Annotated in this window: 20 protein-coding genes; 7 read left to right on the top strand and 13 right to left on the bottom strand. The window is 64.3% G+C overall.

The annotated features are described in order from the left end of the window. Positions 1-106: 106 nt before the first annotated feature. The 7 genes from pstB to mshD all read right to left on the bottom strand — a co-directional run bounded on the left by pstB (position 107) and on the right by mshD (position 8,581). A complete protein-coding gene (pstB, locus tag ZAL01S_RS08370) occupies positions 107-886 on the bottom strand; it encodes a phosphate ABC transporter ATP-binding protein PstB (protein WP_066082170.1) in 780 nt (259 codons plus the stop codon). 18 nt (positions 887-904) lie between these two features. Further along, positions 905-2,032 (bottom strand): phosphate ABC transporter permease PstA, encoded by a 1,128-nt coding sequence (pstA, locus tag ZAL01S_RS08365; protein WP_066082168.1) that lies wholly within the window; start codon positions 2,030-2,032, stop codon positions 905-907. Continuing rightward, positions 2,032-3,045, bottom strand: coding sequence for a phosphate ABC transporter permease subunit PstC (gene pstC / locus ZAL01S_RS08360; RefSeq protein WP_066082166.1), 1,014 nt, complete (start codon positions 3,043-3,045; stop codon positions 2,032-2,034). Before pstC ends, pstA begins: the two co-directional genes overlap by 1 nt. Before the next feature lie 149 nt (positions 3,046-3,194). Next, positions 3,195-4,304: a phosphate ABC transporter substrate-binding protein PstS gene (gene pstS, locus ZAL01S_RS08355; RefSeq protein ID WP_066082164.1), complete on the bottom strand. Its 1,110-nt coding sequence runs from the start codon at positions 4,302-4,304 to the stop codon at positions 3,195-3,197. Between the two features lie 273 nt (positions 4,305-4,577). Further along, positions 4,578-5,513 carry an NUDIX hydrolase gene (locus ZAL01S_RS08350; RefSeq protein ID WP_066082162.1) on the bottom strand — a complete coding sequence of 312 codons (936 nt, stop codon included), beginning with the start codon at positions 5,511-5,513 and terminating at the stop codon, positions 4,578-4,580. After that, positions 5,513-7,645 carry an RNA degradosome polyphosphate kinase gene (locus tag ZAL01S_RS08345; RefSeq protein WP_066082160.1) on the bottom strand — a complete coding sequence of 711 codons (2,133 nt, stop codon included), beginning with the start codon at positions 7,643-7,645 and terminating at the stop codon, positions 5,513-5,515. The genes ZAL01S_RS08350 and ZAL01S_RS08345 overlap by 1 nt, the downstream gene beginning before the upstream one ends. Before the next feature lie 48 nt (positions 7,646-7,693). Further along, positions 7,694-8,581, bottom strand: a complete 888-nt coding sequence (mshD, locus tag ZAL01S_RS08340) for a mycothiol synthase (protein ID WP_066082158.1) — start codon at positions 8,579-8,581, stop codon at positions 7,694-7,696. A gap of 113 nt (positions 8,582-8,694) precedes the next feature. Between mshD and ZAL01S_RS08335 the strand changes: the two genes are divergently transcribed. The 4 genes from ZAL01S_RS08335 to ZAL01S_RS08320 all read left to right on the top strand — a co-directional run bounded on the left by ZAL01S_RS08335 (position 8,695) and on the right by ZAL01S_RS08320 (position 11,992). Then, positions 8,695-9,033, top strand: a complete 339-nt coding sequence (locus ZAL01S_RS08335; RefSeq protein ID WP_066082156.1) for a hypothetical protein — start codon at positions 8,695-8,697, stop codon at positions 9,031-9,033. A gap of 141 nt (positions 9,034-9,174) precedes the next feature. Then, positions 9,175-9,789: an FABP family protein gene (locus ZAL01S_RS08330; protein ID WP_066082154.1), complete on the top strand. Its 615-nt coding sequence runs from the start codon at positions 9,175-9,177 to the stop codon at positions 9,787-9,789. Between the two features lie 14 nt (positions 9,790-9,803). Next, positions 9,804-10,916, top strand: a complete 1,113-nt coding sequence (gene ygfZ / locus ZAL01S_RS08325; RefSeq protein ID WP_066082153.1) for a CAF17-like 4Fe-4S cluster assembly/insertion protein YgfZ — start codon at positions 9,804-9,806, stop codon at positions 10,914-10,916. Beyond that, positions 10,913-11,992: an FUSC family protein gene (locus ZAL01S_RS08320; protein ID WP_066082151.1), complete on the top strand. Its 1,080-nt coding sequence runs from the start codon at positions 10,913-10,915 to the stop codon at positions 11,990-11,992. The genes ygfZ and ZAL01S_RS08320 overlap by 4 nt, the downstream gene beginning before the upstream one ends. Here the strand turns inward: ZAL01S_RS08320 and ZAL01S_RS08315 are convergent. Together ZAL01S_RS08315 and ZAL01S_RS08310 are read right to left on the bottom strand one after the other, a co-directional pair. Next, the gene (locus tag ZAL01S_RS08315; protein WP_066082149.1) at positions 11,989-12,822 is read right to left on the bottom strand and encodes a class I SAM-dependent methyltransferase; all 834 of its coding nucleotides are present in this window, start codon (positions 12,820-12,822) and stop codon (positions 11,989-11,991) included. The two genes, ZAL01S_RS08320 and ZAL01S_RS08315, sit on opposite strands and share 4 nt — an antisense overlap. Before the next feature lie 27 nt (positions 12,823-12,849). Further along, entirely contained in the window at positions 12,850-13,956 is a 1,107-nt protein-coding gene (locus ZAL01S_RS08310) for a hypothetical protein (protein ID WP_159421655.1), read from the bottom strand. 670 nt (positions 13,957-14,626) lie between these two features. On the opposite strand from ZAL01S_RS08310, the gene ZAL01S_RS08305 reads away from it, so the two are divergent. Further along, entirely contained in the window at positions 14,627-15,379 is a 753-nt protein-coding gene (locus tag ZAL01S_RS08305) for a phosphoglyceromutase (RefSeq protein ID WP_066082145.1), read from the top strand. A gap of 62 nt (positions 15,380-15,441) precedes the next feature. Here ZAL01S_RS08305 and ZAL01S_RS08300 read toward each other — a convergent pair whose 3' ends face one another. The 4 genes from ZAL01S_RS08300 to phoU form a co-directional block, all read right to left on the bottom strand. Then, the gene (locus tag ZAL01S_RS08300) at positions 15,442-16,161 is read right to left on the bottom strand and encodes a hypothetical protein (RefSeq protein ID WP_066082143.1); all 720 of its coding nucleotides are present in this window, start codon (positions 16,159-16,161) and stop codon (positions 15,442-15,444) included. Then, on the bottom strand, positions 16,154-16,873 hold the full coding sequence (locus tag ZAL01S_RS08295) for a hypothetical protein (RefSeq protein ID WP_066082141.1): 720 nt from the start codon (positions 16,871-16,873) through the stop codon (positions 16,154-16,156). Before ZAL01S_RS08295 ends, ZAL01S_RS08300 begins: the two co-directional genes overlap by 8 nt. Positions 16,874-16,951: 78 nt before the next feature. Beyond that, positions 16,952-17,164: a hypothetical protein gene (locus ZAL01S_RS08290; protein WP_066082140.1), complete on the bottom strand. Its 213-nt coding sequence runs from the start codon at positions 17,162-17,164 to the stop codon at positions 16,952-16,954. Positions 17,165-17,319: 155 nt separating this feature from the next. Beyond that, positions 17,320-17,988, bottom strand: a complete 669-nt coding sequence (gene phoU, locus ZAL01S_RS08285; RefSeq protein ID WP_066082138.1) for a phosphate signaling complex protein PhoU — start codon at positions 17,986-17,988, stop codon at positions 17,320-17,322. A gap of 158 nt (positions 17,989-18,146) precedes the next feature. Here phoU and ZAL01S_RS08280 point away from each other — a divergent pair, with 158 nt between their 5' ends. Then, positions 18,147-19,307, top strand: coding sequence for a sensor histidine kinase (locus ZAL01S_RS08280; protein WP_066082181.1), 1,161 nt, complete (start codon positions 18,147-18,149; stop codon positions 19,305-19,307). 94 nt (positions 19,308-19,401) lie between these two features. Continuing rightward, positions 19,402-20,085, top strand: a complete 684-nt coding sequence (locus ZAL01S_RS08275; protein WP_066082136.1) for a response regulator transcription factor — start codon at positions 19,402-19,404, stop codon at positions 20,083-20,085. The last annotated feature ends 19 nt before the right edge of the window (positions 20,086-20,104 follow it).

Below are 20,104 nucleotides of genomic sequence, written 5' to 3'. Positions count from 1 at the left end.
TACCGGCGACTTGAGCGAGGCGTGTGTGAGCTAGCCAGGATCCCGGGAACAGCAAACGGACCCGGAACCGTGAGGTTCCGAGCCCGTCGCGCGTGAATTGTTCGGCTTAACCGAAGCGACCCGACACGTAGTCTTCGGTGTCCTTCTGCGAGGGGTTCTCGAAGATCGTGGTGGTGTCGTCGTACTCGATGAGCTTGCCCGGCTTGCCGGTGCCAGCGATGTTGAAGAACGCGGTGCGGTCCGACACACGCGATGCCTGCTGCATGTTGTGGGTCACGATGACGATCGTGTAGTCCTGCTTGAGCTCAGCGATGAGGTCCTCGATCGCGAGGGTCGAGATCGGGTCGAGGGCCGAGCAGGGCTCGTCCATGAGGAGGACGTCCGGCTTCACAGCGATTGCGCGGGCGATACACAGACGCTGCTGCTGGCCACCCGAGAGGCCCGAGCCGGGAAGGTTGAGGCGGTCCTTGACCTCGTTCCAGAGGTTTGCACCCTGGAGCGAGCGCTCGACGACCTCGTCAGCCTCCGAACGGCTGAGGCTGCGGTTGTTGAGCTTGAGACCCGCGAGGACGTTCTCACGAATCGACATCGTGGGGAACGGGTTCGGGCGCTGGAAGACCATGCCGACCTGACGGCGCACGAGCACCGGGTCAACGCCCGGGCCGTAGAGGTTGTTGCCGTCGAGGAGGACCTCGCCGTCAACCCATGCCTTGGGGATGACCTCGTGCATGCGGTTGAGCGTGCGGAGGAAGGTCGACTTACCGCAACCCGAGGGGCCGATGAAGGCCGTCACGGTGCGGGGCTCGATGACCATGTTGACGTCTTCGACAGCCTTGAACTTGTCGTAGTAGACGTCGAGGTTGTTAACTTCGATGCGCTTTGACACGGTGATTTCTCCTGGGGTTTAGCGTTCGCCCTTGGGGCGGAAGTAGTAAGCGATCGCGCGAGCGATGAGGTTGAGGACCATGACGATGATGAGGAGGACGAGCGCGGCAGTCCATGCCATCTCGAACCACGGCTGCTGGGCAACACCCGCACCCTTCGTCATCTGGTACACGAACACCGGAAGGCTCATCATCTGACCCTTCACGAGGTTCGTGTTGAGGCTTGCCTGAGCGACACCCGCTGCGATGAGCAGCGGAGCCGTCTCACCAATCACGCGCGAGATTGCGAGCGTCACACCCGTGGCAATACCGGCGAGGGCCGTCGGAAGAACAATCTTCACGATGGTGACCCACTTCGGCGTACCGAGTGCGTAGGACGCTTCGCGGAGCTCGTTCGGAACAAGGCGGAGCATTTCTTCGGACGAGCGGATCACGGTCGGAAGCATGAGGATCGTCAGCGCGAGCGCACCCGCGAGACCCGTCTTGATTGTGGCCGGAGTCAGCGGCGTGAACGCCGTTGCTGCGAAGAGCATCGTGAACACGAACAGGCCCGCGACGATCGAGGGAATACCGGTCATCACGTCAACGAAGAAGTTGATCGCGTTCTTGAGCCAGCCCTTGCCGTACTCGACAAGGTAGATGGCCGTGAAAATCCCGATCGGCACCGAGAGGAGCGTTGCCGTGAGCGTGATGAGGACGGTGCCCCAGATCGCGTGTGCAGCACCACCGCCGACATCCACGATGCCGCGCATCGACGAGCTGAAGAACTCGGCGTCGAGGCGGGCCATACCGCGGGTGAAGAGGGTGATGATGAGCGAGAGCAGCGGGATGAGCGCAAGCACGAAGGTCGACACCACGAGCGAGGTGACGAAACGGTTTGTGGCCTGACGCTTGCCTTCGGTCATGAGCGAGACGACGTAGATCGCGGTCACCGAGAAGAGGAGACCGAGAACCACAAATCCAGCCCAGTTGAACCCGTCGGCGTTTCCAAGGCTCGTGAGGAAGATGATGATCGCTGCAACAGCGGCACCACCGGCGGCGATTGCCCACACGCTCCAGCCGGGGAGACGTCCAGCGGTGAGCGGGTTCGACGCGGCCTTGCGGGCGGCCGAACGCTTTTCAGTGTTCTGCGTGGCGGTGTTCGTCATTAGTTCGCTCCCGAGAACTGCTTGCGACGGCCCACGATCCAGCGCGCCACACCGTTCACGAGGAGGGTGATGGCGAAGAGGACGAGACCCGTAGCGATGAGGACGTGCATGTCCATCTGCGATGCCTCACCGTTGCGGAGGGCGATGTTTGCCGCGATGGTCGAGGGGTTCTGGCTGCCGATGAGGTTGACCGTGATGATGCCGGATGCGGAGAGCACCATGGCGACGGCCATGGTTTCGCCGAGCGCGCGACCGAGGCCGAGCATGATCGAGGACACCATGCCCGAACGGGCGAACGGGAGAACCGCCATCTTGATCATTTCCCAGCGGGTGGCGCCGAGTGCGAGCGAGGCTTCTTCGTGAAGACGGGGAGTCTGGAGGAAGACCTCACGCGTGAGGGCCGTGATGATCGGAAGGACCATGATCGCGAGCACGATAGCTGCCGTAAAGATTGTGCGTCCGGTACCCGAGACCTGATCGCCCTGGAAGAACGGCAGCCAGTTGAGGTTCTGGCCCAGCCAGACGTAGAACGGCTGCACGAAGCCAGCGAGCACGATCATGCCCCAGAGGCCGTAGACGACCGAGGGGATAGCGGCGAGGAGGTCGATGACGTAGCCGAGCGCCGAGGCGAGCTTGCGGGGCGCGTAGTGGGTGATGAACAGCGCAACACCGATGGCGACGGGGACCGCCATGATGAGCGCGAGCAGCGATGCCCACACGGAACCGAAGGCGAGCGGCAGCACGTACCAGAAGAAGTTGCCGGGCTCGTCCGGGTTGGCGAGGTTCTGCGCCTTGATGAGGAACTCACTGTGTTCGGTGGACGGTGCGTCCACGTTTGACGCGTTGGGGTTGAACGCGTCCAGGCCCTGCCAGATGAGGAAGAAGAAGACGGCAGCAAGGATCGCGAGGATCAGCGAGCCGGAGAAGGTGGAGATGGACGAAAAGATGACGTCACCAGGTCGCTTGACGGCCTTTGGTGGCGTGGCTTGTGTGGAGGCGGTTTCAGCACTCATCGTGTGGAGATACTTCCCTCGATAGAAACGTCGACAGAGGTCAGAGTCACAGGGAGGGATGACAACCCGGTGAACTGGAGAGTGCCCGGCGGGCTGCGAACCTTGTTCGCAGGCCGCCGGGCACTGTCAAAGCAAGTCCGTCAGAGGACTTACTTCATCTTCTCGAGAGCAGCGTTGATCTTGCCGCGGAGCTCTTCCGAGATCGGTGCCGAGCCGGCCTTCTCCTGAGCTGCGGTCTGAGCCTCAGCCGAGGTGACGTACTGGAAGTACGACTTCACGAGCTTGCCGATCTCAGCGTCCTTGTACTCGGCGCAGCCGACGAGGTACGAGACGAGAACGATCGGGTATGCGCCCGACTCGGTGGTGTCGCGCTTGAGCTTGTACGCGAGGTCGAGCTCGGTGCGGCCTTCCTCGATCTCCGATGCGTCAACGACGGCGGCAGCAGCCTCAGGGGTGAGCTCAACGAACTCTTCGCCGACCTTGATCTTGGCGAGCGTCATGTCCTTGGCAGCCGAAGCGTCGAGGTAGCCGATGGTGCCGTTCGAGCCGAGAACCTGCTGGACGCCGTTGGTGCCTTCCGCACCCTCGCCGCCGTACTCGGGGTTCCACTCTTCGCCGGCCTTCTCGGTCCAGACGTCAGCGGCAGCCTTGTTGAGGTAGTCGGTGAAGTTCTGGGTGGTGCCCGACTTGTCCGAACGGTGGACAGCGGTGATGTCGAGGTCGGGGAGCTTGGCGCCCTCGTTGAGTGCAGCGATCTTCGGGTCGTTCCACTTGGTGATCTCGCCCTTGAAGATGCCAGCGAGCGTGGCAGCGTCGAGGTTGAGCGAGTCAACGCCTTCGAGCTTGAAGGCGACAGCGATTGGCGAGATGTAAGCCGGGACCTCAACGAGGCCCGAGCCCTCGGCGCACTGCGAGAAGCCGCCTTCCTTGATCTCGTCGGTCTTGAAGGCACGGTCCGAACCAGCGAAGTGGCTCTGGCCGCTCTTGAAGGCGTCGCGACCCTTACCCGAGCCGTCTGCACCGTAGTTGACGGTGACGCCAGCCTGGATCGAGCCGTAGCCGGCCTTCCAGGTTGCCTGAGCGGTCTCCTGCGACGATGCGCCCGAGCCCGTGAGCTCGCCCTGGAGCTGCTCGACCTGCTCGGCCGGTGCAGCCGAACCGTTGCTGGTGGCGGGGGCTTCGTTGGTGGCGCAAGCCGAGAGAGCAAGCGCGGCGACAGCGGTCATGGCGACGGAAGCGCCAACACGCGTGAGCTTCATGGAGAGGTTTCCCTTCGGGGGTTTGGAGAAGATCAAGCACAGCAGGGTGCTCGAAGGGGACGCTAGAGGCGGGGCGTGTACTCCAATCAGCGAGAGGGTGAACGTGGGGTGAATGCAGTGTTCGGCACCACAAATTCACTCTGCGTACGGCAAGGGCGCCCGTATTCTGTGGACATGTGAACGGTGGGTAAATGAATCTCCGTAGTGCAACACGCCCACCACAACGTGCGAGCGCGCATCCCTGGCGTCGCAGGAGATGCGCGCTCGTGTTCGCTAGGAAAGCGGCCCGTGCGTCTCCGCGGCAACCACGCCGTGGCGCGGGTCAGCCGTACACAGGTGCAGCACCGCACACTCACCAGTCGAGAGCATCGACTGGCGCGAGAGCTGCCCCAAGCGGGTGCCCGTGAGCGTGGCAATCGTGGCCACGAGTTCGGGGACGACGGGGGAGTGCGTGCACACGACGACCGACTCGCGGGCATCAAGCAAGCGGTGCACGATCTCATCCATCGGCTCGCCATTGTCGTAGGCAAGCTGCGAGACGGCAGCCTCGGCTTGTGGCGTCACGCCAATGGACTGGGCGTACGGCGCAATCGTTTCGCGGCAGCGCACAGCGGGGCTCGTCACGAGCGCCTGCGGGCCGTAGGCGCTGAGGATCGACACGACGGCCGAGGCCTGCTCTTGGCCGCGGCTCGTGAGTGGGCGCGAGGCGTCATCCCCGGGCCACGACAGTGGCGGGATGGCCTTGCCGTGGCGCAGCGCAATGATCGTGAAGGTGCGAGCGGTGCCCTTCTTGAAGCGCTCGTCGACGAGATCCATGAGCTCGCGGTCGCGCTCGTAGCTCAGCATCTTGCGTGCCTTTTTCGTCGACACCCACTCGACCCGGTCAACCTCTTCGTTCGAGACAAAGGGGTGTGCCTCGAAGTCGGTGTCGCTGAGCTCTGCCATCCAGTAGTGGACTTCCTTCGGGCGTCCATTCGGCAGCGTGTACTCGATGTAACCGAGTGGTGCGCCAAGCTTCACCGGGAACCCGGTCTCTTCGCGCAGCTCGCGTGCTGCTGTCTCGACGAGCGTCTCGCCCGGATCGACCTTGCCCTTGGGGAGAGACCAGTCGCCGTGGCGGTCGCGGTGCGCAATAAGGATGCGGTGCTTGCCCTCAATCATGCGCCACACGACCGCACCGGCGGCGTACACGGTCCGCTCGGCGGGCATTAGCGAAGGCCCTTCGGGCGCGGGCGACGCGACACACGGCGCATCTGCTCATCGTGGAGTTCGAGGCGGGGCGAGCCGTCCTCATTGCGCGAGTGGCGCGTCCACGTGGCATCCGCATTGAGCGTCCACGAGGAGACCTTGTCCGACATCGCGAGGGCAAACATCGTGTCGATCTCTTCGAGGTGGCCGGGGTCGACCAGACGAACGAGCGCTTCGATGCGGCGGTCGAGATTGCGGTGCATCATGTCGGCCGAGCCGATGTACACCTGCGGGTCGCCGTCGTTGTCGAAGGCGTAGATGCGCGAGTGCTCGAGGTAGCGGCCAACGATCGAACGCACGCGGATGTTGTCGCTCAGGCCGGGAACGCCCGGGCGGAGGCTGCAAATACCCCGTACCCAAATGTCGACCTTCACGCCAGCACGGCTTGCGGCGTAGAGCGCGTCGATGAGCTCCTCATCCACCATCGAGTTCACCTTGATGCGGATGCGAGCGTCCTTGCCAGCCTCGGCGTTCTTGCGCTCCTGGTCGATGAGCTTGAGGAGACCCTTACGCAGGTGCAGTGGTGCCACGAGCAGGCGCGAGAACTTCTTCTCGATGGCGTAGCCAGAGAGCTGGTTGAACAGGCGCGTGATGTCACGGCCGACCTGCTCGTCACGGGTGAAGAGGCCGAGGTCCTCGTAGATGCGGCTCGTCTTCGGGTTGTAGTTACCCGTGCCGATGTGGTTGTAGGTGCGCAGGCGTCCGTCTTCTTCACGGATGACCTGGAGGAGCTTGCAGTGGGTCTTGAGCCCGACGAGGCCGTACACGACGTGCACGCCCGCCTTCTCGAGCTTCTTACCCCAGGTGATGTTGTTCTGCTCGTCGAAGCGGGCCTTGATCTCAACCATCGCGAGGACCTGCTTGCCAGCCTCCGCGGCACGGATGAGCGCCTCAATAATGGGGCTGTCACCCGAGGTGCGGTAGAGCGTCTGCTTGATCGCGAGCACGTGCGGGTCTTCGGCAGCCTGCTCGAGGAACGCCTGCACACTCGTCGAGAACGATTCGTAGGGGTGCTGCACGAGGATGTCGCGGCGCGCGATCTGCAGGAACATGTCCGGGTGCTCGTCGCCGTCGGAGGTGCGGAACGGTGCGGCCGTCACCGGCACGTGCGTCGAGTACTTGAGTTCCGGGCGCTGGATCTTGCCGAGGCCGAAGAGGCCACCGAGGTCGAGCGGGCCGGAGAGGATGTAGACCTCAGCGTCGGTGATGTCGAGTTCCTGCTTGAGGAGCTCAATCGTCTCCTCGTCCATGTCGTCCGACACTTCGAGGCGGATCGGCGGGCCGAAGCGACGGCGGAGGAGTTCCTGCTCGAGCGCCTGGAGGAGGTTCTCGGTCTCGTCCTCCTCAATCGTCATGTCTTCGTTTCGGGTCACGCGGAAGGCGTGGTAGTCGATGATCTCCATGCCCGGGAAGACGTGTTCGAGGTGGTGCGCGATGAGGTCCTCGAGCAGGATGAAGCGCGTTTCACCGTCCTCGCTCGTGAGCGGGTAGAAGCGCGGAAGCATGGGCGGCACCTTGAGGCGCGCGAACTCGACCTTGCCCGTGAGCGGGTTGCCGACACGCACCGAGAGGTTGAGCGAGAGACCCGAAATGTACGGGAACGGGTGCGCCGGGTCGACAGCGAGCGGCATGAGGACCGGGAAGATCTGCTCGGCGAAGACATCGCGCAGGTGCGTGCGCTCGTCTTCGGTGAGCTCTTCCCAGCCGACGATGCGGATGCCCTCTTCCTCGAGTGCCGGGCGCACCGACTCGTTGAAGATCTTGGCGTGGCGAAGCTGCAGCTCGTGCGCCTTCGCACGGATGTCGGCGAGGGCACGCGTGGGGCGGACACCAGCGGGAGTCGGGACCGCGAGACCGGTCACGATGCGGCGCTTGAGGCCCGCCACGCGAACCATGAAGAACTCGTCGAGGTTCGAGGCGAAGATCGCGAGGAAGTTCGTCCGCTCGAGCAGCGGCGTCGACTCGTCTTCGGCGAGTTCGAGCACGCGCTGGTTGAACGCGAGCCACGAAAGTTCGCGGTCAATGAAGCGGTCGAGGGGGAGGGGCTGTTCGGGGGAAGTCTCGATGGCGTCGGGCACGCTGTTCTCGCTCATAGGCTCATCCTGCCAGCTTTGGGTCACACCTCGGTGAACGAGTCGGCATCAACTGTGTCGAGCGGGGTATTCCCAGCGAACATCGCGGTGCGCATCCTCAAAGCCGAGCGAGCGATACAGCTTCACAGCGGGCGTGTTGTCGCCTTCGACGTAGAGGACCACGCGCTCGTGAGCTTCCTCGATGAGGTGGGCGAGCCCCGCGTGCATGAGGGCGCGGCCGATGCCTCGGCCTGCAGTAGCCGGATCGACCGCAAGCACGTAGACCTCGGCTTCCTCCTCGGTGACCTTGAGCCAGTGGAAGCCGATCACACGGTCGTCCTCGGAGAAGGCGAGCAGGAGGCGTTCGGGCGACCACCACGCCTCGCGCGTACGGGCGAGGAACCCATCCCGGTCAAGGGATCCTTGCTCGGGGTGATGTGCAAAGGCGCGCCGGTTCACCTCGAGCACCTCGTCGAGCCGGTCCATCGTGAAGGCGACGATGCGCGGGCCGCCCTGGGGGAGCCCGTGGATGGAGGGGTCGAGCGTTGCGGCAAGCTTCAGGAGGAGGCGCTCTTCGCGCATTCCGAGTGCTTCGGCGAGACCGCGCGCAGGGCTACCGTCGCCGTGAGCCCACGCCCGCGCGGTGCGGCCAGCCTCCTCGGCATCCTTGAGGAAGGTCTCTGCGAGCTGGCGTCCGTGTCCTCGCCCTCGAGCGCCGGGGGAGACCGCGAGTTCGAGCTCGTGCGCGACGTCGCCGTCCTGACGAACGAGCGCGAGGCCAAGCAGCTCGCCTTCCGGCCCCCGGAGTGCAACACCGGAGCGCTCAGCGAGTGAGCGCATCGTGGCTTCGTTGAACGCTTCTGCGCCATCAGCCAGACGGCACGCCGCATTGAGGGCCGTCACCTCGCCGGCAAGTGCTTCGGCTGAAGCGAAGGTGCTGAGTTCAGGATCCGACATCTGGTGCCTCCTTGGTTCTCGCGGGCAGCGCGCTCGCGGCTTCGACCCTAGACCGCCTGTTCGAGGATGCCGTGTGCTCAGGCTCTCGCGACAAAGGCAGGGAGAATAGGAGCATGCGTCCCGAACGAAGTGCGATTCTCGGCATCTGGTGTGCCGCCATCGTTGGCGCGTTCGTCATTGGCTTCGCGGTGCCCGAAGAACGCCAGCTCACCTTCGTGACGGTGTTCATGCTCGTGCTGTTCTTGGTTGCCGGGGGCCTGCAAACCTTCCTCGGCTCGAGCAAGGGCTTCATCATGCGGATCGCACTCTCCACTGTGGGTGCCTTCGCGATTCTCGCCTTCGCCTCACTCGTCATGGCGCTCCTTGGCGGCGGCGGTGGGCTCGTCCTCGTCGACTCAGCGGCATCCGCCACCTCGCTCAGCTTCGGAGCACCGATCACGTTCGCCGGTTAGGATGAGAGCTATGGATCCCGTCTTTGCCATTGAACTCACCTTCACCGGTCTGCTCCTGCTTGCCCTCGGTGCGATCTCGTGGATCTCGATCGGCGTGCTCGTGAACCTCTTCAAGGGCCAGAGCTAGGCCGCGAGCCACACATGATCGAAATCCCTGTCGACCTTCCGTCCGAAATCGTTCCCTTCTCCTGGCTGCTTGGCGTCTGGGAGGGTGAGGGCCGCATCGTGACCGGCAAGGACGAGGCCGGAAATCCGATCGAGGTGACCTTCCGCCAGCGTGCGAGCTTCAGCCACGACGGTGGCGCCCACCTCAACTACCGCAGCGAACTCTCGCTTGTCGCGGACGCCGACGAGGCGCTCCCGCAGGTGTTCACGAGCGAGAGCGGCTACTGGCGACTTGCTCGCCCGCACGACGACGGCGATATTGGCCCGGGCATCCTGCCCGCCACAGCGCCCGCCACGATCACCGATGCGGATGCTGTTGAGAAGCTCCGCGATGAAGACGGCACCTTTCCGATCGAGGTCGTGCTCGCACACCCGACCGGCGTCGCCGAGATCTACTACGGTAAGGCGCGCGGACCGCGTATCGACCTCGCCACCGACTTTGTCGCGCGCACGCCGAACGCGAAGGAGCACAGCGCGTCCACGCGCATGTACGGCTTTGTTGAGGGCGATCTCCTTTGGGTGTGGGACATCGCTGCCCAGGGTCAGCCGCTCGCCTCACACGCATCCGCACGCCTGAGCCGCGTCGACTAGCCGGCGAGGACGCCATGTCGCGCAGTCCTTTCCTCACTCTCTCTGGTGCCGTCGCTGCTGAAGACGGTCGAAGCGTTGCCCACTACGGTGGCTTCCTCCGTGAGCAGCGTGCCCTAGCGATGGGTCGGGCCCTCGTCCACCGAGGTGACCTCGCCGTGATCGAGCTGTCGGGAAGCGACCGACTGCGCTGGATCGACTCCCTCACCACGCAGCGCATCACGGGAATGCAGCCGGGCGAGGCCCGCGAGACGCTCCTTTTGAGCCCCGAAGGTCGCGTCGAGCACGCGTTTACGGTGGTGGAAACGGGCGAACTTGCGCTCCTCATTACCTCCGCCGAACGAGCAAATGATCTCTGTGCGTGGCTCGACCGGATGCGCTTCATGCTCGACGTCCGGGTGAAGATTGCTGCCGAACGCCACGTACTTGCCTGGTGGGGGAGCGAGCCGGATGCGTTGCCCGGGCTCATGGGCGACGCCATCCAGTGGCCGGACCCGTGGGGCAACCCGCCCGAGTGGGGGACGAGCTACCGGGCTGAAGGCGGCGAGGCGCCGGACGCCTGGTGTCTGCAGCTCGCTGTCGTCAATGAGGCCGTTGCCGAGGCTGTTGCTGACGCGGGAGCTCGCGGCGACGTCGGGCTTGCTGGCCTTGACGCACTCACCGCGCTGCGCATTGCCGCTTGGCGGCCCGACATCGACCACGACGTCGACGAGCGCACCATCCCGCACGAACTCGACTGGCTGCGCAGCGCGGTCCACCTCAACAAGGGCTGCTACCGCGGGCAGGAAACCGTCGCGAAGGTGCACAATCTCGGTCACCCGCCGCGACGGCTCGCCTTCCTGCACCTCGACGGCTCAGATGGTGAACTTCCCGCCGAAGACACGCTCCTGCACCTGGCTGGCGACGAGTCGAAGAAGCCGGTGGGACGGCTCACCTCCGTCGCCGTGCACTACGAAGAAGGCCCGATTGGCTTGGCTCTCCTCAAGCGATCACTTCCGAGTGACGCAGCCCTTGTCCTTCCCCTCCCTGGCGGTGCAGACGCCACCGTGAGCGTGACCGAGATCGTGTCACCGGATGCGGGCCACAGCTTCGACGTGCCACGAATGCCGAGGCTTGGGCGGAAGAGATGAGCTTCGACGTTCGCGCCGCGTTTCACCGCGTGCGCGATTCGCTCTCCGCCATTGTGCAGATCGTGGCGGCAGCGATTGCCGCCTACGCCTTCGCGCACGTCCTCCTCGGGCACGAGAATCCCTTCCTCTCGGTGACGGTGTGTATCTCTTCGCTCTCGCTCGCGCGGGATGCAAGGCCGCGACGCGTGCTCGACACGGCACTCGGCATCACCTTTGGCGTGGTGCTCGCGAACATCTCGCTCCTGCTCGTGGGGCGAGGGATGTGGCAGCTCGTCCTCGTACTCGGACTCGTCGTCCTCATGGCCCGATTCGTGCACCGCAGCCCGGGATTCGCGGTGTCAGCGGGCATCCAGGCCTCGCTCGTGCAGCTCATCCCGATTGCGAGTGGAAGCGAAATTCAGCGGCCGATTGACGCGGTCGTTGGCGGTGCGATGGCGCTTGCCGCGACGGCGATCGTGCCGCGGGATGCTCGTCGTCTCGCGAAGAGCGACGAACGCGCGCTCGTGCAGCAGCTTGGTGGCGGCATCCGTTTGATTGAAGCGGCCCTGCACCACGGGGACGCCGACCGCGCCGAGCGGGCTCTCGAGCACCTTCGTGCCACCGACCGCATGCTCAGCGACTGGAATACCTCGCTTGAGAGCGCCAAAGCGATCGCGACAATCTCACCGTTCGTGCGGCAGCACCTCAAGGACATTGAGCGCCAGCGTGAGGTGCGAGTCGCGCTCGATTACGCCGTCCGCAATGCGCGCGTGGTGGCGCGACGTGTATGGCAGCTGCTCGCTGAGGAAGAATCCCCGCGGCCACAGCTCGCGAGGACCTTCGAAGAGATCGCCATCGGGATTGGCGAACTCGAGGCCGCGGTTGACGACCCGGATGCGCTTGTGCAGGCCCGCCAGAGCCTCACGCTCGCGATCGTGCGCCTGCATCCCGCGAGCCACGACATCGAGTACGACGTGCAGGATGCGACGGTGCTCATGCAGTGCCGGCCGCTGCTCGTTGACCTCTTGACTGCCGCCGGGCTCACTGTGGATGAGGCGCGCGAGCGCCTGCCGGATGTCGACCAGGAGCCGATCTAGCGGGATGCTGCGGGCCAGCGTTCCGCGACGCCGCCGTCGCGTGGCGCCACGGCGTGCCAGGGGAGCGTCACTTCACCAAGCCGCCACCGCTTCACGTCATCCAAGAGTGGCCAGCCTTCCGTCCTGAGACGCTGAACCGTCGTGATGAACCGCTGTTGCGCACTGAAGGTCGCGCGCGGTGCTTCCTTGAGCCAGGCAGCGTCGAAGGCGCGCAGAAAACCGTGGATGCGCTCGCCCGGGATGTTCCGATGAATGAGCGCCTTCGGGAGGCGTTCTGCGGCGATGGACGGGAGTTCGAGGCTTCCGAGGTGGAGCGAGATCGTGAAGGTTTCCGGCCCTGACGGTCGCAGCCCGATCCAGCTTGCGACGCGGCCAATTTCTGAGCAGGTGCCCTCGACGAGGAGGCCGTCTGGAACGAGGCGATCCAGCATGAGGGCCCAGGCATCCGGCACCTCTGCTTCGTCGTATTGGCGCAGCACATTGAACGCCCGGATGACATCGGCTCGTTCACCCCGGGCGAGTGGCACCTCGAAGCCGCCGCGCGCAAAGCTCACGCGTTCTTGCGTGAGGGGTGCTTGCTGCTCGAGCTGCGCCCGGGCGGTTGCCACGCGCTCCGGATCAATTTCGAGGCCGACGACGCGGACCGTGTCGCGAGTGGGGCGCAGGCGATCGAAGAGTTCAAAGGCAGTCGCGCCGCTTGCGCCATAGCCGAGATCCACCACGAGCGGTCGCTCGGCGCCACGAAAGGCGGGATGCTGCGCCATCCAGCGATCGATGCGGCGCAGACGGTTCGTGTTCGTCGTGCCGCGGGTGGGGCGTCCGACGGGCATGCGTCGATTCTTCCGCCTGGGCGGGGGCTACGGGGTGCCGCCCGGCTCCTGCGACTTGTCGTCCTCGAGCCAGTCGGGGATGAGACTGTCGGTGGTCTTCGTGAGGAAGTTCACGCCGTCGCTCACCGCGTTGCCGGCGCCGATGATCGCGTCACCGGTCGGCTTGTGAATCTGGCCAACATCCGTACCGATCGCGTTGAAGTCGAGGGTGACGCTGCCGTCAATGCCAAGCCCCGGGCCCCAGCTTCCGAGCGCACGCGGCGCAAAGGTCACCTTGCCGCCCTCAGCCTTGAGGCCGACGACAGCCTCACCACCAATACCGAAGGTGCCGCGCACTCGGCCGTAGGCATCCAACCACTTACCGTCATAGGACGCCTTGAAAGGAAGCTCTGCACCCGCGAAGCCACTCACGCCCGCGTAGAGGCCGCCCGACTTGCCGTTTGACCGAGCATCCACGCCGGCGAAGCCGAAGGCCTGGATGGCGGGGGAGACCTTGAGCTTCACCTGGTCGCTGAGGTCGTAGGTCTTTTCGAGGCCCGCGAGCACGGCACGCGCCTGGATGCCCCACATGACGCGGTACTTCGAGTCCATGTCGGTGGACTCGCTGAAGTCGAATCCCTCGCCCTTGCCGTACTTGCCGAGCCAATACTTGTTGCCCTGGAAACGCTGGGTGAGGCGGGTGTCCATCATGAAGCTAGGGCCCTGGAAGGTCCAGCCGTTCCAGCTCGGACGCTGCTCCTTCTCGCCAGCGCCGTTGCTCGTGCTGCCGCCGGGCTGCCCGTTCGAGCCGCCGTCACGACCGTGCGTGCGGGAGGAACCGTCACCGCCCTGACTGTCGTGGCCACCTGATGCGCCGGAGGCTCCTGCTTGCGAGCACTCCTCCTGTTGCTGGGCTTGCTGCTCGAGCGTGGTTGCCGTGGCTTCTTCGAGCGCAGCAAGTTCGCTGAGCTGGACGGCGGTTGAGGTGTCCCAGTCGAGCACGAAGCGCTCGCGGTCGGGGCCGATCCACATGACACCGTGGACTTCTGCCGTGAGCTGTGCTTCGGTGCTCGTCAGCAGATCCGCCACCGCACTGTGCTCGCCGCCGTGCGCGCGAAGCTCCTCGGGATTCGCCCCGAACATCCCCGTTGCCACCGTGTACCCCCTGTACTGCTCAGGGAGATCCTAGAAACAACGAACGGCCTCAGCGATGGGGAGCGCTGCCCATCGCTGAGGCCGCGCGTGGCCACCTAGAAGCCGAACTTGTTGGCGATGCGGTCAACGGTAGTCACCGTTTGAAGGATGCCGGAGGTCGTTGATGTCGAGCGAGTCCCGGGTTGACGTCTTCACGAACTGCGAAGGGTTGTTCCGGAGATCGTTCATCGCAGCTTGACGATTGATGCTCAGGTCGAGGCCGTGACCTGCACCTGGATCGCCGGCAAGCTTGAACTTTCAGCCCGTCTCAAACGTGCCGTTGGTGTTCTCCGCACGTGCTGCAGCCGTTGCTCCGACGCCAAGTTGAAGGCTGCCGGTCGCCCCAGTCTTGATATAGCCAGGGGACGCCGTCGATCTCGGGTTCGCCGGTCTCGCGGACCCCCTCGACTGTTCCCGATCCTCGGCTTAACGCTTGCGCAACACCGCGCAGCTCGTCAGGATTGGCTCCGAACATGCCCTGGGTCATGGCGATCCCCTCACTTCGTCGTTGGCTCGCGTCCAGCGGTATTCGGGCAACCCGATGCTGCACATGGGTACAAGTCGCCGTGCGTTGAGCTTGTCGAGACGCCATGTGCCGTGAGCCACCAGCTCACCCGGCTACCCTGGAGGCATGACTGACGCGATGACGCTCATCCTCGTCCGCCACGGGCAGAGCGAATGGAACGAGAAGAACCTGTTCACCGGGTGGGTTGATGTTGAACTCACCGACAAGGGCCGCGCCGAAGCCACCCGCGCCGGCGAGCTCATCAAGGAGTCCGGCCTCGAGCCCGACATCCTCTACACCTCGCTGCTCACGCGCGCGATCGACACCGCTCACCTCGCCCTCAAGGCTGCAGGCCGCGGCTGGATCGACGTCAAGCGCAACTGGCGGCTCAACGAGCGTCACTACGGTGCCCTCCAGGGCAAGGACAAGACGCAGGTCCGCGACGAGTTCGGTGAAGAGCAGTTCATGACCTGGCGCCGCTCCTACGATGTGCCGCCGCCCGCCATTGCCGACGATGACGAGTTCTCGCAGGTGAACGATCCGCGTTACGCCAAGACTGAGGGCGAGATGCCGAAGTCGGAGTGCCTCAAGGACGTCCTCGAGCGCTTCCTGCCCTACTGGGAAGAGGAGATCGCTCCCACGCTCGTGAGTGGCAAGACCGTCATGATCACTGCACACGGCAACAGCCTCCGTGCCCTCGTGAAGCACCTCGAGCAGATCAGCGACGAAGACATCGCCGGCCTCAACATCCCGACCGGTATTCCGCTCGTCTACAAGATCGACCCGGCCACGAAGATGCCGATCGGCAAGGGCGAGTACCTCGACCCGGAAGCTGCCGCAGCGGGTGCCGCAGCGGTTGCCAGCCAGGGCAAGCACTAAGCGTTTCGCGCAGCACGCGGGGCGGTCGCCGGAGGGTGGCCGCCCCGCGTGCTGCGTTCGCGCTAGTTCAGGATGCCGTCGCTGATACCGAGCTTCTCCAGCACGGTGAGGAGGGGAGAGCCTGTCTGTGGTGGTTCGGAGGCTTCTGTCTCTGCTCCACCAGTGCTGTCGTCGACAACAAGGTTCCAACTCGCGTCCGGCTGGATGACGAGTTCGAAGCGGTGCGTCGTTGCTGTGGTCGAACGGCGCTCACCGACGAGCGTCACGGGCGTGTCGTGCCCGCGCAGGCTCAGGAGGAACTCTTCGACGGCTTCCGCCAACATCGTCGGCTCATGGAACGAGATGCCCCAGGCCCAGCGGTTGATGGCGTCGCAGCGGAGCAGTGGAAGTTCTGCTGCTTGGAGCGCGGCGAGGTGCCGCTGCTCCGAGATGTCTCCGATCCGTGCCGAGAGCCGGACACCTGCTGTCGTGGCACGCAGGCACGCCATGACTGCCATGAGTACATCCGCGAACTCAGGCGTGTCGTCGTCGGTGATGACGAGAAGCCCGCGGAGCACGAGCGAAGCGGAGCCCGCCTCACGCCACGCTTCACGATTACCGGGCGCTTCGAGCCAGTCGGCCACACCCAGCAGTTCACGCGCCGCGTGGGGTTCGTTGCCCCACGCGCCCGCCATGAGCACTTGCAGTTCAGCAAGGGTGAGTGGGATGGCCGTCGCGTGCTGCTCGTCAGTCTCCCGTGGCGCCTCGGTCGTTGTTGCTGCACCAGCCTCGTGCTCAGCCATCGATGCCCTCCACCTCGTCAACATCGCTGAAGTATTCGTCGATGAACTCGCCGAGGAGCACCTCAAGTGCCTCCGCGGTGACAAGTTCCTCGGCGGGTATTTCCTCATCGCTGGATTCCATCGTGACCCGCGTGTGCTCGCCGTCCCGGGCAAGGATGATGCGTTCTGCGCCCTCTGGAGTGAACGCCTCGATTCCAAGTTCGACGTTGCCATCGAGCCCGGCGTAGATCGACAGGATGCTCTCAAGCATCGCATCCGATGCCTCGAGGAGTTCGTCCTCCGCGGTTGCAGAGAAAGTGCGGATGCCAAAGACACCCGGACGCACGCTGACGACCCCGTGCTGGGAGACACCGATGAGAAGGATCCGGCCTTCGCTGGGGACGGAAACGCGCAGCCACGCCTCGCTGTCCGCGACGAGCTGTGCGATGGATGCGAGTTGCGGCGCCAAATCGAAGTTGCCATCTTCGTTTGGTATGAGGAGCGCGCGAAACATGAGACCACTCACGCTGATGCCTTCAATCGTGGCGAGCGCTGCTTCCTGGCTTTCCTCGCCAATCGGTGGCGCGCCGATGAGCGCCAGCAAGAGTTTGCAACCTGGAGTGTCTGTCGCCCCGAACAGGGTGATGATCTCGGCAGGGCTCAGCGACACGACCACGTCGGCATCATCGCCTGGCGATGTCGTCTGTGCTGTTTCGCTTGTGGTGTCCGTCACGCGGCATCCCCTCTCTGACCGTACGAGGGCGACCCTAGCGGGAACAGTAAACGCCGTCGTGTGCGTTGTTCGCGGCCCTCAGCTGTTGCGCATGATGATTCGGCTGAACGCCAACGCGATGACAATCACCAGTAAATCGAACAGGCCAAGAATCAAGGACTGATGCAACTGCTCTGTGATCTTGAGCGCAGCAAATATGTACGGAGAGAGGACGCTCACGAGGACAACGAACACCGTGGAAATGGTCCACAGGCCATTGAGCCTGCGTGAGCGAACGTGCCGGTCGTTCATGTCACCTCACAACAGTCACTTGACAGCCTCGTTGCTGTTCGCGATCAAGTCTTCCGTACCTGGCTGCCGAAGTCGAGAGACGTATCAAGGCGGAAACCCGAACGCGAAGTGGGGTCCGAGCGTGTGCTCAGACCCCACTCACGCAGTTTTTGGGCTTACGCCTCCTGGGCGTGCTCCTCGTCGGTGAGCCAGTCACCACTCGTGAGGTACTGGATCTTCTTCGCGATCGACACAGCGTGGTCGGCGAAGCGCTCGTGGTAGCGGCTGGCGAGGGTTGCGTCGACAACCTGCGGGGCCTGCGCCTCGAGGCCCTCAGCGAGGAGGGCGTCCATGATCGACTTGTGGAAGGCGTCGATCTGGTCGTCAGCAGCCTTGATCTCCTCGGCGATCTCGTCGGACTGGGTGTCGATGAGCTCGACGAGGCGGCCAGCGATCTGGATGTCGTGCTGGCCCATCTTGAGGATGGTCTCGCGGACGGCAACCGGGCCGACCTGCTCCGGGAAGCGGAGGCGAGCGAGCTGGGCGATGTGTGCGGCAAGGTCACCCATGCGCTCGAGTGATGCCGAGATACGCAGAGCCGAGACAACGACGCGGAGGTCGCGGGCGACGGGAGCCTGACGGGCGAGGATGTTGATGGCGAGCTCGTCGAGAGCGTTTGCCTTCATGTCGATCTGCACGTCGTCCGACATGACCGACTCAGCGAGGGCAACGTCGCTCGTCTCGAACGCCTTGGCGGCGCGCTCGATAGCGTCGCGCACGAGCTGGGAGATCTCGACAAGACCGTTCTCGATCTCGGCAAGCTCCTTCTGGAAGACATCGCGCATGGGTACGTCCTTTGCGGTTGGGCGCCGGCGCTTCTGCTTCGGCACTAGATCACTTGCGGGGTGTGGGCAGCATCGCAGGATGCGAACACACATGACCACGCTAGTCCTGTCAGTTGAAGGCGGGGTGTACGCGCAGTGTCGGAACTATGCTGGGCCGCATGGAACGCTCCGTGGCCGTTGTCGTGGCCATCGTGCTCGGCTTCATTCTCGGTGTCGGCTTCGCATGGCTCATTCATGTGTCCAATGTCCGTCGCGAACGGATGCGTCAGCTCACCGAACCCCGCCTGCCCGATGGATTCGACCACCTGCTTGATGCTCTCGACTCCGTCGTCATCGTCGCTGACCCGTCGCACAATGTCGTTCAGGCCTCCGAGGGCGCAGCATCCAAGGGGCTCATCAAGCTGGGGGATCGGCTCACCGAATCGATCGGCCGGATCGCCGACATGGCGCGGCGCAACGAGCATGCTGTGACTGAAGACCTCGAACTGCCGCGAGGCCCCTTCGGGAATGCCGCATTGAGCTTCCGCATCCGGGCTGCTCCGCTGGGCCCGCGCTTCGTGCTCATCCTTGCGGAAGATCGCAGTGAAGCGCTTCGTGTGGAAAACGTTCGCCGTGACTTTGTCGCAAATGTGAGTCATGAGCTGAAGACCCCGATCGGCGCGATCATGCTCCTCTCGGAAGCGCTCGTGGAAGCCGCGGATGACCCCGAGCAGGTGAAGTTCTTTGCGGAACGGATGCAGCTCGAGGGAACGCGCCTCTCGCGACTCACCCGCGAGATCATCGACCTTTCGCGCCTGCAGGCAACCGACACGATGCTCGGGGCAGGGATCGTGCACGTGCAGGATGTGCTCTCGCTTGCCACAGACCAAAGCAAAGTTGTGGCGGATGCCAAGGACATCAAGCTCGTCATCGGTGCAGACTGCGGCGCAGACGTGCTCGGCAACTCCGACCTCCTGCTCCAGTGCTTCCACAATCTCGTGTCGAATGCCGTGCAGTATTCGCCGGCGGGGTCGCGTGTGGGTGTCGGTGCCCGCGTGGTCGGGGACATCGTCGAAGTAGCGGTGAGCGACCAGGGCATCGGCATCGCTCCGCAAGACCAAGAACGAATCTTTGAGCGCTTCTTCCGCGTCGACCAGGCCCGTTCGCGCAACACCGGCGGCACCGGTCTCGGGCTCAGCATCGTGCGACACGTCGTCGAAAACCACGGCGGTGACATCCGCGTGTGGTCGAGGCCTGGCAAGGGATCGACGTTTACCGTCCGCATTCCGCTCGCGGACGAGGCGACGAAACTTGCGCACGAAGCGAAGCGTGACGAGTAAGCGAGGGATGCCTCAGCCGCCACCTGCCGCGTCAGGATGCCGGAGGCTGAGTCAGCTTCACCAAAAGTTTGCCTGATGTATGCAGAATGGAACGGTGACTCGAATTCTGCTTGTCGAAGATGAGGCCTCGCTCCACGAGCCGCTTTCCTTTCTGCTTCGTCGCGAGGGCTACGACGTAGCGGTCGCCGAAACCGGCACCGATGCGCTCGACCTGTTCGACAAAGACGGCGCAGACCTCGTTCTCCTCGACCTCATGCTTCCTGGCATTCCCGGCACCGAGGTGTGCCGCCAGCTGCGCATGACCTCGATGGTGCCGATCATCATGCTCACGGCAAAAGACTCCGAAGTTGACATCGTGGTCGGGCTCGAGCTCGGCGCCGACGACTACGTCACGAAGCCTTACTCGACGCGCGAGCTGCTTGCACGCATCCGCGCCGTCCTTCGCCGCAACGCGACAGCCGAGGACGACGAGGACGACGGCATCATCGAGGTGCACGACATCCGCATGGACGTTGAGCGCCACACGGTGACCGTCCGCGGCGAGGTCACGCCCATGCCGCTCAAGGAGTTCGAGCTCCTCGAGTACCTCATGCGCAACTCTGGCCGTGTGCTCACGCGTGGCCAGCTGATCGACCGCGTCTGGGGTCCCGACTACTACGGCGACACGAAGACGCTCGATGTGCACATCAAGCGCATCCGTTCCCGTATTGAAGAGACGCCGTCCACGCCGAAGCTGCTCGTCACGGTGCGCGGCCTCGGCTACCGCTTCGAAGGCTAGATCCCGTCACCACTGAGGT

The sequence above is a fragment of the [Zimmermannella] alba NBRC 15616 genome, assembly GCF_001570905.1.
Classification (GTDB): domain Bacteria; phylum Actinomycetota; class Actinomycetes; order Actinomycetales; family Microbacteriaceae; genus Pseudoclavibacter; species Pseudoclavibacter albus.
The sequence above is the reverse complement of the archived record's forward strand: the minus strand, read 5'-3'. Positions and strand labels throughout refer to the sequence as shown.

Bases quoted from the DNA above. Each gene is read 5' to 3' on its own strand.
- pstA (WP_066082168.1), bottom strand. From the start codon at position 2,032: ATGACGAACACCGCCACGCAGAACACTGAAAAGCGTTCGGCCGCCCGC.
- pstC (WP_066082166.1), bottom strand. From the start codon at position 3,045: ATGAGTGCTGAAACCGCCTCCACACAAGCCACGCCACCAAAGGCCGTC.
- pstS (WP_066082164.1), bottom strand. From the start codon at position 4,304: ATGAAGCTCACGCGTGTTGGCGCTTCCGTCGCCATGACCGCTGTCGCC.
- ZAL01S_RS08350 (WP_066082162.1), bottom strand. From the start codon at position 5,513: ATGCCCGCCGAGCGGACCGTGTACGCCGCCGGTGCGGTCGTGTGGCGC.
- ZAL01S_RS08345 (WP_066082160.1), bottom strand. From the start codon at position 7,645: ATGAGCGAGAACAGCGTGCCCGACGCCATCGAGACTTCCCCCGAACAG.
- mshD (WP_066082158.1), bottom strand. From the start codon at position 8,581: ATGTCGGATCCTGAACTCAGCACCTTCGCTTCAGCCGAAGCACTTGCC.
- ZAL01S_RS08335 (WP_066082156.1), top strand. From the start codon at position 8,695: ATGCGTCCCGAACGAAGTGCGATTCTCGGCATCTGGTGTGCCGCCATC.
- ZAL01S_RS08330 (WP_066082154.1), top strand. From the start codon at position 9,175: ATGATCGAAATCCCTGTCGACCTTCCGTCCGAAATCGTTCCCTTCTCC.
- ygfZ (WP_066082153.1), top strand. From the start codon at position 9,804: ATGTCGCGCAGTCCTTTCCTCACTCTCTCTGGTGCCGTCGCTGCTGAA.
- ZAL01S_RS08320 (WP_066082151.1), top strand. From the start codon at position 10,913: ATGAGCTTCGACGTTCGCGCCGCGTTTCACCGCGTGCGCGATTCGCTC.
- ZAL01S_RS08315 (WP_066082149.1), bottom strand. From the start codon at position 12,822: ATGCCCGTCGGACGCCCCACCCGCGGCACGACGAACACGAACCGTCTG.
- ZAL01S_RS08305 (WP_066082145.1), top strand. From the start codon at position 14,627: ATGACTGACGCGATGACGCTCATCCTCGTCCGCCACGGGCAGAGCGAA.
- ZAL01S_RS08300 (WP_066082143.1), bottom strand. From the start codon at position 16,161: ATGGCTGAGCACGAGGCTGGTGCAGCAACAACGACCGAGGCGCCACGG.
- ZAL01S_RS08290 (WP_066082140.1), bottom strand. From the start codon at position 17,164: ATGAACGACCGGCACGTTCGCTCACGCAGGCTCAATGGCCTGTGGACC.
- phoU (WP_066082138.1), bottom strand. From the start codon at position 17,988: ATGCGCGATGTCTTCCAGAAGGAGCTTGCCGAGATCGAGAACGGTCTT.
- ZAL01S_RS08280 (WP_066082181.1), top strand. From the start codon at position 18,147: ATGGAACGCTCCGTGGCCGTTGTCGTGGCCATCGTGCTCGGCTTCATT.